The 14,286-nt window shown below is 59.5% G+C and carries 10 protein-coding genes and 3 pseudogenes; 7 read left to right on the top strand and 6 right to left on the bottom strand.

What is annotated here, in order from left to right:
• Positions 1-130: 130 nt before the first annotated feature.
• From AWB67_RS31515 to AWB67_RS31505, 3 genes are read right to left on the bottom strand one after another with little or no spacing between them, the layout of a single operon-like run.
• Positions 131-1,669 (bottom strand): efflux transporter outer membrane subunit, encoded by a 1,539-nt coding sequence (locus tag AWB67_RS31515; protein ID WP_087660020.1) that lies wholly within the window; start codon positions 1,667-1,669, stop codon positions 131-133.
• The gene (locus AWB67_RS31510; protein ID WP_087660019.1) at positions 1,666-2,742 is read right to left on the bottom strand and encodes an HlyD family secretion protein; all 1,077 of its coding nucleotides are present in this window, start codon (positions 2,740-2,742) and stop codon (positions 1,666-1,668) included. Before AWB67_RS31510 ends, AWB67_RS31515 begins: the two co-directional genes overlap by 4 nt.
• A 12-nt stretch (positions 2,743-2,754) precedes the next feature.
• Positions 2,755-4,380 carry an MFS transporter gene (locus tag AWB67_RS31505; RefSeq protein ID WP_087660018.1) on the bottom strand — a complete coding sequence of 542 codons (1,626 nt, stop codon included), beginning with the start codon at positions 4,378-4,380 and terminating at the stop codon, positions 2,755-2,757.
• 829 nt (positions 4,381-5,209) lie between these two features.
• Between AWB67_RS31505 and AWB67_RS31500 the strand changes: the two are divergent.
• Together AWB67_RS31500 and AWB67_RS31495 are read left to right on the top strand one after the other, a co-directional pair.
• A pseudogene (locus AWB67_RS31500) lies at positions 5,210-5,892 on the top strand (response regulator transcription factor).
• A 101-nt stretch (positions 5,893-5,993) separates the two neighbouring features.
• The gene (locus AWB67_RS31495) at positions 5,994-6,950 is read left to right on the top strand and encodes an aldo/keto reductase (RefSeq protein WP_087660017.1); all 957 of its coding nucleotides are present in this window, start codon (positions 5,994-5,996) and stop codon (positions 6,948-6,950) included.
• Between the two features lie 224 nt (positions 6,951-7,174).
• Here AWB67_RS31495 and AWB67_RS31490 read toward each other — a convergent pair whose 3' ends face one another.
• Complete coding sequence (locus tag AWB67_RS31490) at positions 7,175-8,698, bottom strand: CoA-acylating methylmalonate-semialdehyde dehydrogenase (RefSeq protein ID WP_087660016.1); 1,524 nt, start codon at positions 8,696-8,698, stop codon at positions 7,175-7,177.
• 560 nt (positions 8,699-9,258) lie between these two features.
• On the opposite strand from AWB67_RS31490, the gene AWB67_RS31485 reads away from it, so the two are divergent.
• A complete protein-coding gene (locus AWB67_RS31485; RefSeq protein WP_087660015.1) occupies positions 9,259-10,521 on the top strand; it encodes an MFS transporter in 1,263 nt (420 codons plus the stop codon).
• 142 nt (positions 10,522-10,663) lie between these two features.
• Entirely contained in the window at positions 10,664-10,837 is a 174-nt protein-coding gene (locus tag AWB67_RS42275) for a helix-turn-helix domain-containing protein (protein ID WP_327366817.1), read from the top strand.
• 586 nt (positions 10,838-11,423) lie between these two features.
• Here AWB67_RS42275 and AWB67_RS31475 read toward each other — a convergent pair.
• A pseudogene (locus AWB67_RS31475) lies at positions 11,424-11,555 on the bottom strand (aldehyde dehydrogenase family protein); the annotation flags it as partial.
• Between the two features lie 18 nt (positions 11,556-11,573).
• Positions 11,574-12,029, bottom strand: coding sequence for a universal stress protein (locus AWB67_RS31470; protein ID WP_087660013.1), 456 nt, complete (start codon positions 12,027-12,029; stop codon positions 11,574-11,576).
• Positions 12,030-12,647: 618 nt separating this feature from the next.
• On the opposite strand from AWB67_RS31470, the gene AWB67_RS31465 reads away from it, so the two are divergent.
• From AWB67_RS31465 to AWB67_RS42270, 3 genes and pseudogenes are all read left to right on the top strand, one after another.
• Positions 12,648-13,487 (top strand): enoyl-CoA hydratase/isomerase family protein, encoded by an 840-nt coding sequence (locus tag AWB67_RS31465; protein ID WP_087660012.1) that lies wholly within the window; start codon positions 12,648-12,650, stop codon positions 13,485-13,487.
• Positions 13,488-13,702: 215 nt separating this feature from the next.
• A pseudogene (locus AWB67_RS43515) lies at positions 13,703-13,879 on the top strand (IS5/IS1182 family transposase); the annotation flags it as partial.
• Positions 13,880-14,042: 163 nt separating this feature from the next.
• A partial coding sequence (locus AWB67_RS42270; protein WP_510183512.1) for a transposase occupies positions 14,043-14,286 on the top strand: 244 nt, incomplete at its 3' end.

The raw sequence follows: 14,286 nt of genomic DNA, 5'->3' as shown, positions 1-14,286 counted from the left end.
CGTTTTGTCTCCGGGCGTACCCGGTGGCCGCGATACTGCATCGCGTACCTGCGGTATCGCAGCGATCATCGGGAAATAATATATCTAACGCAACGCAACCACTTGTACCTCGCGGCCGTCGCGACATCTGTCAATAAGGAATGTCGAGTCTCGCATACGTTGGCTCCCATCTGCCGCCGAGCACCTTGCATAAGGTGATGAGGTTCGTCGCAGCGTCGGCCTTGCTCTGCTCGAGCTTGCTCTGAGCATCGAGCAATTGTCGCTGCACGTTGAGCACGTCCAGAAAATCGACGGCACCCGCCTTGTACCGCTGCTGCGCAATCGACAGCGCCCGCTGATTCAGGCTGACGACCGACTTCAGGCGGTCGCGCCGTCGCTGCTCGGCGTCATAGACGACGAGCGCATCGTCCACCTCCCGCCAGGCGTGCAGCACCGTAAGCTTGTAGACAATCGCGGCCTCCAGTTGCTGTGCCTCGCGCAAATGGAGGGTTCCCTTGAGGCGCCCGCCCTCAAATATCGGCAGCGAGATCGACGGTCCGATAACGAACTGACCCGAGGCCCAATCGGCGAGACTCGAAAGCTGAAGGCTCTGGAAGCCCGCGCTTCCGTTCAGCGATATGCGCGGATAGAAATCGGCCTTCGCCATGCCGATCGCCGCCGTCGCGGCGTGCAGTTGAGCCTCGGCTTTTCTGATGTCGGGCCTGCGCTGCACCACCTCCGACGGAACGCCGATATGTACCCGCTCTGGCAGCGCCGGAACATCGCGGGGCTCGCTGAGCATCTGCCGCAGCGCGCCCGGTTCCTTGGCCAGCAACACGCCGATCGCATTGATCGTGGTCTCGTTACGCGATTCGAGAATCGGGATCAGGCTTTCGATCGACTCCGCTTGCGCGGCCGCGTTGGCCACGTCCAGGTTCGTGACGACGCCTTCATGTGCCCGTGTCTCCGTAAGCTTCACGGTATCGCGGGCAATGCGAAGGTTTTGCTTCGCTATATCGAGCAGAGATTGCGTGTCACGCAACTCGACGTAGTCTCGCGCGAGTTCGGCCCGGGCGGACAGGAGAACCGCGTTCCGGTCCTCGTATGAGGCTTCGGTCATCGCCGTGGCGGCCTCGACGCCGCGCCGGACGCGGCCCCAGAAATCGAGTTCCCACGATGCATCGAAGCCGAACTGGTACAGGTCGAACGCAGGCGAGCCTTTGGAACCCGGCACCGGCGCCACGCCGAGCGGCGTGTCCCCCGCGGCCGATTGCACCTGGCCTCCGGTTGGCGTCACGCCGAGCAACGACAGGATGCCGTTCGGGCTGCCACGCTCGCGGTAGTACGAGGCGGCGCCGGTCACCGTCGGATATTCCTCCGCGCCGACGATGCGCTGCTGGGCCCGGCTTTGCCGCAGCCGCGCCGATGCTGCCGCCACATCGAGATTCGCGTCGGTCAGTTCCTGTTCCAGGGAATCGAGCGTGGGATCCTTGAAGAGCGTCCACCATTGCGGACTGAACTCCGATTCGATCGCCCTGCTCGATGCTAAAGCGGACTGCGTGCGGTTGAACACGTCGGGTGTGTTCGTCTGCGGACGTTCGAAATCCGGGCCAACCATGCACCCCGTCATCACGAACGATGCCAGGATCGCGAGCGCCAATGCGCGCAGAGAGATTTCGCTCGGGTTCATTTCGATGCCACTCCCTCGGACAGTGCCTCGCCGCGCCGGCGCACGTCCACTTCCGCCTCGACGGAAAGCCCCACGCTCAGTTCGGATGCGGCCTGTTGCCCGCGATCGATCGTGATCTTGACCGGCACGCGCTGAACAATCTTCGTGAAGTTGCCGGTCGCATTGTCAGGCGCGATGGGCGCGAAGCTCACGCCTGTCGCAGGCGCGAGACTATCGACGTGGCCTCGGATCACGACGCCGGGAAAGCTGTCGACCTTGATACGCACGCTTTCGCCGGGACGCATGTGGGTGATCTGATTCTCCTGGAAGTTGGCGACGACGTACGCATCCGAAAGCGGGACGATCGCGAGCATCGGCGCGCCGGGCGTCACGAACGCGCCGACCCGTGCCGAACGCCGCCCGACTTTACCGTCGACCGGTGCGTGGATTTCCGTATAGGACAGGTTGAGCTTCGCCTGCTCCTTTGCGGCTTCGGCGCGCGCCAGCGCACTTGCGGCCTTGTCGCGCTGGGTACGCAGTACATCGAGGTTCTGTTCGATCGCCCTCAACGCGGCGCGATCGTGCGCCTGTTGCGCGATCTGCTGCGTGAGCGTGCTCGATGCGTGCTGTTGCTCTTGCGCGGTGCCGGCTCCCGCGTCGGAAAGGTTCTGGTAGCGCGAGGCGTTCGCTCGCGCAAAGTCGATGCCGGCGTCGTCGGATCGAAGCGTCGCGCGCGCCTGGTCGACGAGCGAGGGCTGCCGCGCTATCTCGGCGTCGAAATTCGCGACCGACGCCTCGGCCGCCTTCACGTCTGCCTGCGCGCTCATCAACGCTACGCGGAAATCGCGGTCGTCGATGCGCAACAACAGTTGCTCGGCTCTTACCGACTGATTGTCGACGACGAACACGTCGGAAATCTGGCCGGCAATACGCGGCGCGACGAGCGTGAAATCAGCCTGGACGTAGGCATCGTTTGTCGATTCGGTGTTCGAGCTGGAGAGATACTTCCAGCAGGCCAACGCCACGACGACGAGCGCGACGATGACTGCTAAAACGCGAACGAGTTTGAGTTGAGAGCGGATAAAAGTCGACATGGATATCGTCCCTTAATGGGAGGAGGGCGGCGTAGTGGTCCACGGCGGGTAAATACGCACGGGTAACACTGGAACAAGTAAAAGAAGCGCGACGGCGACACCGGCCATTACGCGATAGAGATCCGCCGAAGTCAGCACGACAGCCTGCTCGTGCACACGATGTGCGAGCTCGCCGAGACCATGCGCCGCATCGATGCTTTGGCTGGTTATGAGCGCGTTATTGCCGAGGTGATCCACGAGCACGTGCGAATGAAAGTGTTCTCGCGCCGTGCCCAGCCCTTCGATCAGACCCGTTGCCAGAGCCGCAGAAAACGTCTTGACCGAGTTGAACATTGCGGACGCGAACGGGCCCTCCGTAGGCGGCAATCCTGTCGTGACGCCCATCAGGATCGCCATGATCAACATCGGTTGCGCGACGATCTGCAATGACTGGAGGAAATAGAAGTTCTCGCGCACCCACTCGGAAGTCATGAAGCTGCCCATCAGGCACGTCGTGACCATGAGGGACAATCCGATCGCCATGACCCATCGGCAATCGACGCGCTTGAGATTGAGGACGGCAGCCGTCAAGGGCAGAGAAATCAAGAGCGGGATGGCAACAAGCAACGACAAGGGCGCAGTTTGCAGCGGCCTGTACGTGTGAATCCTCGCGAGATATTGACCCGGTATCGCAGCGACACCGACCAGCAGTATCACCGCGCCCGTGAGCGTCAAAAGCCCATGCGAGAAGTTCCTGCGCGAAAGCAGTTGGAGCTTGAAAAACGGAACGGGCGCAAACCATTCGTTGACGAGGAAGGCGACGAACAGCAACGTACCTCCAACAAACATCACACGGATGAACCCGGAATTCAGCCAGTCGAGCCGATCGCCTTGCAAGAGGCCAATCACGAGCATGGCAACTGCGGGAAATCCCGTGAGGAACCCGGTCCAGTTGAAGGAACGCAGCCGTTCGAGTTTGAGCGGATCCGGCGGAAGTCCCTGCTGGATCGCCACGCAACTGATCACCCCAAGCGGCACGATCTGCCAAAAGACCATTTGCCAGCTGACGTATTCCGTCCACAACGCGGCGAGCGGTGTGCCGAGCGCCGGCCCGAAGGTCGCGGTAAGGGCGTACCCGGCGAGTCCGTACAGCTTCACCTCCGGCGGAAGATAGCGCAGTGCCACGATGATGAGCATCGGCGGGAGGCATCCGCCGGCGATGCCTTGCAGAACACGCAACATATAAAGCGTGAACGGGTTCGGCGCAAAAGGGCAAAGGAACCCGAAGAACATCGTGGCGATCACCGCGCCGATCGTGAAGCGCTTTAACGTAAAAGTCATGCCGAACCACGGCGCAAACACCATCGTGGCGACGTTGGCTGCCTCGAACAGGGTGGTCAGCCAGGTCCCGTTGTCATGGCCAATCGAGAACACGCCTTGAACGTCGGTCATGGCTAGCGCAGTGACCTGTTCGTTCAATATCGCTAGCAGCGACGCCAGGAGCATTCCAATGAGGCCAATAGCGAGCCGAGGTGATAGCGTGGCTACTGTGGGCGGATGCTGTGAAGGAGTCTCTGCCTCCCGTATAGAAGCCGGCGCCGACGATGCTGCAGGGATCGGCTCTGGCGTTCCAGTGGACGACGGAGCGGCGGGGTTCATAGAGTCCGCTAAGCTACTAATTATTTAATGGGGCACTTCATCAGGGTTTGCAGTCGTGTACTGGGTTGATCCAATCCTAGTTGACGGCTTGCTTTTTTTAAAGCCGACACCGATCGCGTACTAAAGTAAGCGACTCGCGAAGCCGTTAGGCCATGCACCGACGCGTGAGGCATGCTGGTGGTCTGGTCTGATAGGTTCGTAGCGCAGTACGGTGGAGAGGTGTCGTGCGGAGCTTGTCGGCCACACACAATGCAGGGCGTGCTCAGCAAGTCGCTATCGATCTCGACCGCGCCGTCTGCAGTGCTATGTCAGCGCAGCTCACTGGTTAGGCCGTCTTCGACTTCAATGTCCTGTGCTTTGACTTCCGGGTTCGTCACCTTTTGATGTGTTTTACCACCGTCGTGATCGTCACCTCTTCGACAGTTCCACGTGCAGACGGTGGCCCGCCAAAAATGCGGAGCGCCTACATCTCACACTCACTACGTGGGCCGAAACTAAAAATTGTCACAGGTTGGGGCCGCGAAGCGGCCCGGCTTCGTGGCGCGGGGTCTATATCACATTTCGCTGATTCATTTTTAATCATCGTACAGGGGTGCTGCGTTTCGGCCAATCTCATTGAGACAGCGTTCTGCTCAACCGCGATTGAGGTCGGCATCCGCAAGCCGGCGTTAAATTATCTTTTTTGAATCGTGAAAGGACTACGAAAGGATAGGCGTCTACCATTTTCCATGATACTGACGGATTGATTGCGTTAAGTTGACCATTACCGCACCGCAATGGCGGGTTAAACAGAAGTTAGACATCTAGTACCGGCCCCACGAGGAACGAGATGGTCACGAAACCGCATCCGGCTTCGAATGGAAGCGTTGGTGAAAGCAAGACGGCAGTTGTGTATGTCATCGACGATGATGAATCGATCCGGCTCGGATTGAGCGACCTGGTGCGCTCCGCTGGACTGCACGTCGAAACGTTCGAATCGCCGAAGGATTTTCTGGCTTCCCCGAAGTACGACGCGCCCAGCTGCTTAATTCTCGACGTTAGGTTACGCGGCGAAAGTGGTCTCGAATTCCAGAAGGAAGTGATCCGACGTGGCGTGCGTATGCCTATCTTGTTCATGACGGGTCATGGCGACATCGAGATGACGGTCCAAGCAATGAAAGCGGGCGCACTGGATTTTTTCTCGAAGCCGTTCCGCGATCAGGACATGCTCGACGCCATAGGTCGTGCAGTGGGCACGATGCCGAGCGAATCACGTCAGAACAGGCAATGGCGACCGTTCGCGCATCCTACGAATCGCTGACGCAACGGGAGCGAGAGGTAATGAAGCTTGTGGTGTCGGGGTTGCTAAACAAGCAAATCGCCTACGAGATGAATTTAAGTGAAGTCACCGTGAAGGTTCATCGAGGCCAAGCGATGAAGAAAATGGCTTCGCGAACACTTCCGGACCTCGTTCGTAAGGCGGACGCGCTAGGAAAAGACTCAAATTGCTTGAGTCCCCCTGAACTCGGGTAGACGTCACGAACCGCGTACGCGTACGATCACGAACGCCGCATGTCCCTCAGATACCCGGCGCCCAGTATGCACTTTATAGGTTCTTTGACTTGGGATTCGCTATGAAACGGCTGTCCAACGCTATTGCCGATCCCGAGTTTGGGAGCAAATGGATAGTGCTTAATCACGGAGGCGGCCGCATGCCCGCAGTCGGATTTGGCACGCTCATTCCGGATTCGGCTACGACTACCAGCGCTACGAGAGACGCGCTGGAAGCTGGATACCGACACTTTGATTGTGCCGAGCGGTATCGGAATGAGCGTGAGGTGGGCGAGGCCCTCCGGGCAGGGCTCGCGGCCGGGCGGATCGAGCGCAAAGACATCTTTGTGACCACAAAATTGTGGAACACCAATCATCGGCCCGAGCGGGTCGAGCGGGCTTTCGAGGCAAGTCTTGAAAGGCTTGGACTTGACTATCTGGATCTCTATCTCATTCATACACCGTTTGCATTCCAGCCAGGAGATGAGCAGGACCCGCGCGATGAAAAAGGTGATGTCATCTACGATAAAGCGGTGACTTTGTTTGACACGTGGGGGGCGATGGAAGGTCTCGTCGACCGTGGAAGGTGCCGCGCCATCGGAGTGTCTGACATCAGCTTGAACGAATTGCAGCCCCTCTACGAATCAGCACGAATTAAGCCGGCGGTGGTTCAGGTCGAGGCACATCCGTATCTTCCAGAAGCGGAACTGCTGGAATTTTGCAAAGAGAAGGGGATTGTGTTTTTGGCCTTTGCGCCACTAGGTCACGGAATAAGGCCGGGGCCACTTGAGGACTCAGTCATTGCCCAAATTGGCGCGCGGATTGGAAAGACGCCAGCACAAGTACTGCTTGCCTGGGCGGTGCAGCGTGGTGGGGCTTTGCTTACCACCCCCAAGACTGCGGCACGCGCGAGAGAGAATTTCGACATCTCTGCGCTTCCGGCAGACGCATTCGACGAGATCAATAGAATCAAGTTCAGGCAGAGGTTTAACGAAGTCGTCAAGACTGGTAGCCCGGGCTTCATCCCGCAAAGTAAATGACAGGGAACGAGCCGCGCCCGAGGGCAGCCGATGCAGGAAGGAAAAATACCTGTAACCTACCGATCAATGAGGATCGCATCGATGCAGGTCGATACAAAATAAGGCGCGCGGTCGACGCCCCCGACGATCGTCGGATCGCCGCACGCCTTAAAAGGCTTTTACGATTCGCCTGCCGGAATCGTCGACTACTCTATGCGTTTAAGCGTCATGACGGTCGTGTCTGCTTACTTCGTTCCATGAATCGCAAACTCCGAACCTTTGTCGATACTGTCCGGCCAGCGCTGCATAACACTCTTATAGCGCGTATAAAACCGCACGGCTTCCTCGCCGTACGCATGATGATCACCGAATAACGATCGCTTCCAGCCTCCGAATGAATGCCACGCGGCCGGTACCGGACTCGGCACGTTGATGCCAACCATGCCCGCCTGAATCTGCCGGGTGAATGCGCGCGCCGCGCCACCGTCAGCGGTGAAAAACGATACACAATTCCCCAGTTCGTGCCCGTTGACGAGTGCGATCGCACTCGCGAGATCAGGCACGCGGACAACGGACAGCACCGGCCCAAAAATCTCCTCCCGATAGATGCTCATATGCGGCTTCACATCGTCAAAGAGCGAGCCCCCAAGAAAAAAGCCTCGTTCATTGCCGTGTGGCGTATAGCCTCGGCCATCAACAACGAGCTTCGCACCCGCTGCGACGCCCGCTTCGATATAGCCCTTAACTTTGGCGCGATGCGCGGCGCTGATGAGCGGCCCCATGTCCAGATCGGGCTCCATGCCGCCACCGATCCTGAGTGAGCGCACACGCGGCGCGAGGCGCTCGACCAGCTCATCGCCGATGCGCCCAACCGCCACCGCGACTGAGGTCGCCATGCAGCGCTCGCCGGCCGAGCCGTACGCCGAGTTGATCAACGCATCGACGGCTTGACCGAGATTGGCATCGGGCATGACGACGAGATGGTTCTTCGCACTGCCCAACGCCTGCACGCGCTTGCCGCGCTTCGCGCTTTCGCTGTAGATGTATTCGGCGACTGGCGTCGAGCCGACGACCGATATTGCGGCCACATCCGGGTGCGCGATCAGGGCGTCAACGACGCCCTTGTCGCCGTGCACGACATTGAAGACGCCTTTGGGAAAACCGGCTTCGATGAACAGCTCCGCAAGCCGAATCGATGCCGACGGAGTGCGCTCCGAGGGCTTGAGCACAAACGTGTTGCCGGTCGCGGCCGCCATCACAAACATCCAGCACGGCACCACCATCGGAAAATTGAACGGTGTGACGCCCGCTGCCACGCCGACCGGCTGACGCAGATTCCAGCTGTCTATGCCCCCGGCGCTCTGATCGGTGAAATCGGTTTTGAGGAGATTCGGAATGCCGCACGCGAATTCGACGATTTCGATGCCGCGCACCACCTCGCCCTTCGCGTCCGATAACAGCTTGCCGTGGTCGCGCGTAATGAGCTCCGCAAGTTCGTCCGAATGCGCCTCAAGCAACTCCTTAAACTTGAACATCAAACGCGCGCGCTTGAGCGGCGGGGTCTCGCTCCACGCCGGGAAGGCTGCTTTCGCAGCAGCGACAGCGGCGGCGACTTCGGTCGCGTTCGCGACCGGCACGCGGGCGCTCACTCGGCCCTGCGCCGGGTCGAATACGTCGTTGAACCGCCCGCTCGTACCAGCAGCGCCTTGACCGTCGATGAAATGACTCAGCTCGCGCACGCGCGCGGCACCTTGATTTGCTTCGCTCATACGTCCCTCCCGGAGGGGATGCAGGCGCTGTCGCAGCATTGTCCGTCGCCGCCCACGCCACGGCTCCTTATGCGGCGTTTAGGTGGCGCACACTCGATGTCGAGCGCGACGTGACTGGCCACGCATCGGTCCTCTTTCGGTAGTGCAAGGGGATCAGCGCCTGGTTGCAAAAATGTGTCCGCGGATCACGATTCTCGTCACCGCTCACAAGAATTAGTTTAGGTTTGATGGTTCTTCACTGATGCTCTAGCTGCGACGGTTTGGGGACATTTCCCGCTCGTTTCTGGCCACCATGTCGTTTTCGTTGACCGATGTGCGTATGACGTTCTGGCTTTCGCAATGCGAAGTCATGTAATCCGCTCAATCGATCGCCTCCGCCGGATGACCCAAGGAGGCGGTCCATTGTTCACTGAGCCACCAATGAGGAGAAGGGATAACGCCCTCTAAAGCGCCAATCGAACAGTCAAGACACCTTTTACTCCAGCATAACAATACATTGAAAATCTTAATGGCTTACGTTCTATACTCAGCTTCATTCAAAGCCGAGCAGCGAAATCGCCATGGACAACTCTGGCAACTCATTCACTTCATCCTCGCGGACAGAACACATTTCCTATGTGGTTCGCAACGAACGGTACTGGCGCAGGAACTTGATCATATGCGTCTTTGGATCATTCACGACGCTCGTCGGCCTCAGCATGTTGCTTCCTTTCCTACCGCTCTATGTGCAACAACTGGGCGTGACTTCCACGGCCGGCATTGTGCAATGGTCGGGCATTGCATTCGGCATCACGTTCCTCGGAACCGCGATCACTGCGCCGATCTGGGGGCAGTTGGCCGACCGCTACGGACGCAAGCCGATGCTAATTCGCGCGGCGGTCGGCATGGCGGTCGTCATGTCGACGATCGGGCTCGCGCATAACGTCTACGAACTCGTGGCGCTGCGTTTTGCCGCTGGCCTCGTCGGCGGCTACGCATCCGCGGCTACGGTCATGATCGGCACGCAGGCGCCGTCGGAGCGTTCGGGGTGGGCGCTGGGCGTGCTGTCCACTGGCGTGCTGGCCGGCAATCTAATCGGGCCGTTGATCGGAGGACTGCTGCCCGGTCTCATCGGCATTCGCGGCGCGTTCTTCGCGGCGGGCGGCATGATAGCGATTGCCGCGGTCCTGACGGTCACGCTGGTCCGTGAAGACTTTAGCCGCCCGCTTAAGCGCGCCGTCAATGAGCCGGTCTCGGGCGAGCCGGGAAAGCGAAGCAACCGTGCCGCGCTTGCCGCGTTGCTCGGCACGGCAACCATGGTGTTGCTAGCGAACATGTCGATCGAGCCCATCATCACGGTCTACATCGCCGAACTCGGGGTGGGCCACGAGCGACTCGCGAGTGTCGCCGGCATCGTGATGGCGTGCTCGGCGTTCGGAAGCATGTTGATGGCGGCACGGCTCGGCGCGCTCGCCGACCGCATCGGCGGGTGGAATGTGATCGTCGGATGTCTGGTCGCGACCGGACTCGTCATGCTACCGCAAGCGTTCGTGACGCACTGGTGGCAACTCGCCGTGCTGCGTGGAGCGATGGGCATGACTCTCGCTGGATTGCTCCCTTCGATCACCAAGCTCGTGCGGCTGTCCGTCGACGATCGGCAATCTGGGAAGATGCTCGGCTACCTTCAGTCTTCGCAGTACGCCGGGCAGGTGATCGGTCCGTTGATCGGTGGTGCGATCGGCGTGCACTTCGGGATGCGCTCCGTATTTTTCGTCACGAGTGCGCTGCTGATCGTCTGCGCGGTGCTCGACCGATGGGCGAAGCACGGGCAGTCGGCGGCCTGAGCGAGCAATTCCATTACGACGAATCCCGGCCCGATGCTATCTGTCCGAACCTCACTAATACCGCGTTTGCCACCGCCCTTTCGTTGCTGAGCTGTGTTTGATGCAAGTGACATCTCGCATCAATTTCTTTTAGCCAAGGCAGATGATGGGCCAGCTCACCATGTTGCGGGCATTCGTCGCGGCCGCTGATCGTCGCAGCTTCAACAAAGCAGCTGCGTCGCTGGGCGGGACGACCGGGTCGATTTGCGAAGCCATATCTAAGCTGGGGGCGAGCCTAGACGCGTGCTGCATCGAACGACGCGATCCGTCACGCTGACGGAGTGCGCGCAGTCGTACTACCTAAGGTGCTGCCGGTTGCTGGAAAAGCTCGACGAAGCGAATTGACGGATTGCGCCGGAGGATGACGCTGACAGCGGGCGGCTGCGTCTCGTGGTGCATCCGATGCATACAGCGATATCTTCTTCCGCTTCGTGTGGCGCTATTATGCGGCCGCGCACAATGTGCACGTTACGTTCGCAATGCGGACCTTCGCGCCGCGATGCGTGCGCGAGGGCGAGCCCGAAGCGCGCCGGTACGCGCTGCGCCTGCAGCAACTGCGCGAGCTCCAGCGCATGACTCAGGCGCTTTGCGTGTTTCGATTTGTTTGCCAGCGGCCTGGCAGGCGGACTGGAGCGCGTAGGCCCGTTCGCCACCATGCTGCATGGACGCGATGTCTACCCAATGTGAGCCAGTCCGAATCAAATCGTTCACAGCTCCGACTCCCGCGACGCCGTGTAGGTTCGTCGCGCCGGACCATCGTCGGCTTCACCCTTACTGGACTACCTTAACTTCGTAACGGCACGTTCGCCCTGAAGGGTTCTGTTCGTCTGATCGCATTGTTATCCTGCATAGCAGCCGCCCGATTAAGCCGCTAGGCAAAGGTACTTGGTGACAAGGTAATCGTCGATTCCATAGCGCGACCCTTCGCGCCCGAGACCCGATTGCTTCACCCCGACAAACGGCGCGACTTCGTTCGAAATCAAATTGGCTACCACCTGACCACGGGCACGGGGTTAGCCCTTGTCCCGGGCGTCGATCAGTACCGCACAGCGCGACCGTTCGATGACTTCTCCGCAGGTCGACGGGTTGGCCCAGCGGCGTAGCCGTGACAAATGGTGATGTCCCATCACAATGACCTCCGCAGTCAGCAGCCGGGCTTGTTCGATGACGACGTCGGCCGGATTTCCCGCGCAGAAGTGCTGTTCCACCGTGAGATTCCGGTCGGCAAGCTGTGCGGCTGCGGCAGCCAGGACGGATTGTGCGAAAGATGTCTGCGCGTGTGCGGGCGGATAGGTTATGCCATCGGGCCCGACACCGCTTTCGCAACCGGGAGGCAACGCGTAGGACGGGTCGACAACGCATAGAAGGTGTACGGTTGCCGTACCTGGCGCCGCCACGCGGCTGGCCAGGTCGATGACGTGGACACTCTGGGGTGAGCAGTCCAGCGGAACGAGGAGGATATTGAACATGGTTGGAGATACCCTTGAAAAATCGGATTGACATGCAGGCTGTCATCATCGCCGGGAAGCGTGTCGAACAGTAGTTGCCGGGATCTCAAACTGGTTCGGCGAACGGTAGAACTCTTGCACGACGCGGGTCTTCCCGAGGCGTGCCTCCGCGACAAGCGCGACCACCTGCGGCGAACTGAATGTGTCGATGTGCGGCCAACCCCTGCGAAGATTTCCAGCATAGGTCGATTTGCAATTGAGGCGCTGACTTTTTAGCGATGATGCAATGTCGCGCCATGGTTGACAGCCATCGACGGCTTACCCAAACGTGACGGCCACCCTTCACCGAAGAGTTCTGCCAAGAGGGATGCGGCGGCAAAGCGAAGAACGACACCAACCGGCAGCCGCATCTCCGTGGGTTCCAAGTATGCGCTTCAGGACACAGCGACTTCGCACTTGTGTCTATCACGCGGCGCTGAACACCTATACTGAATCCCATCCCCGGTCGCGATGCCAAGATTTACCTCAGCTATCAATCTTAAAGATGCACCGCCAGTATAGGTTCGAGATTTTTCAAGCGAATCGTAGAAGGGGTCTGGGGCGATACAAAGATTTTCTGCCACCACCAAGGAGATGAAAATGGCAAACGCAAGTCAACGTCAGCAGATTTTCCTGGAGCGCCGTGCCCCGGCTTACTGGCGTGTCGTGCTCAATAACCCGCCGTTTAATATTTTCGGACCAGATAGCATCCCGCAACTGAACAAGGTCATCACAGCACTCGAGTCGGACAAGGATGTCAAGGTTGTAGTTTTCGAAAGTGCCGTGCCAGGTTTTTTCCTCACCCACTACGACTTCACACGCGACCTCGAGGAATCGACGAGTATGGCGCCCGGACCGACAGGCATGCATCCGTTGCCGGATATGCTCGTGCGCTTGAGCCGAGTACCGGTTGTCTCAATCGTGTCCATTCGCGGACGGGCAACCGGCGTTGGCAGCGAGCTTGCGCTTGCCAGTGACATGCGCTTTGCGAGTCGAGAAAAGGCTATCCTCTCGCAATGGGAAGTAGGCGCCGCGCTCGTTCCCGGGGGCGGTCCAATGGCACGGCTGCCCCGCTTGATGGGACGGGGTCGGGCCCTTGAAGTGCTGCTAGGTGCCGACGATATCGACGGCGACCTCGCGGAGCGATACGGCTACGTGAATCGCTCGTTGCCAGATTGGGAGTTGGACGCGTTTGTCGAAAAGCTGGCCTTGCGAATCGCCTCGTTCGACAAGCAGGCGATCGCGGATACCAAGCGTTTGGTTGACATCGCGAGCTTGCCTCCCGATTCGGAGATTGCCCCCGGCTGGGATGGCTTCATCACATCGGTGAGTCGTCCGCAGGCACAAAAAAAGATAGGCCAGTTGATGAAACTCGGCTTGCAGGAAAACTCCGACGTAGAGGCAAGGCTCGGCCACTACACGGGCACACTGGGAGACTGAGGCGACCGCATCGAATCGCCAAACGCCACGAAAAGGCGTGTGCCGGTTGCCCGGAGATCGCGAGCATGGGCCCAGTGCTGACGAGGAACCGGTTTCGAGACGCTTGACGGCGATAGGGCGGCGCATTGAGCAGGCACCGGGACTGCCGCAGAACTGCCGGAACCGCGGTCGAGAAACTCAAGGCGCAAGTGTAAAAGCTTGGTGAGATCGACGCGAGGATGCGCGCAGCCCCCGATGGGCAAATCTAGCTGATGGATTCGGACGCTCGCTCGATGGCGACCAGCGGGCGTGGCACAGGTATGGTCGGCTACAACGTGCAAACCGCTGTAGACCTCAAGAACCACATGAGCGTTGGCCATGATGTCGTCAATGTTGGTCATGATCGAACGCAGTGTAAGCACCCGGCGAAGGCATCTTGATCGGCAAGTCGAGCAGCCCGACGATCATGTCCATGCAAATTTTAAATGGACAGGTGTACATGATGGACGAAGTCGAGGTTGTCCAGGATGTGGTTCAGCCGACACGGCGCCGGCGGCATAGCAAGGATTCAAGGAGATGGTCATTCGGGCGGCAATGCAGCCGAACGTGTCGATTGCGGCCGTGGCACTGCATTACCGGTTGAACGCCAACCTGCTGCACAGCTGGGTTGTAGCGCAGGAGGAACGCGATGCCGCTGAAGCAGCCCGACAGGAGCTGAATGTCTCGTCGCCGGCCGAAGGTCGATCGACTTACCGCAGCAGATTAGTGAAGCACTCCAAGGTTCTCCGCGGGCTTATGGATTGGATGCAGACCGATGGAC

The organism is Caballeronia terrestris (genome assembly GCF_001544515.1).
In the GTDB taxonomy this organism is placed as follows: domain Bacteria; phylum Pseudomonadota; class Gammaproteobacteria; order Burkholderiales; family Burkholderiaceae; genus Caballeronia; species Caballeronia terrestris.
Note: the sequence above shows the minus strand (reverse complement) of the source record. Positions and strands in the feature narration are given on the sequence as shown.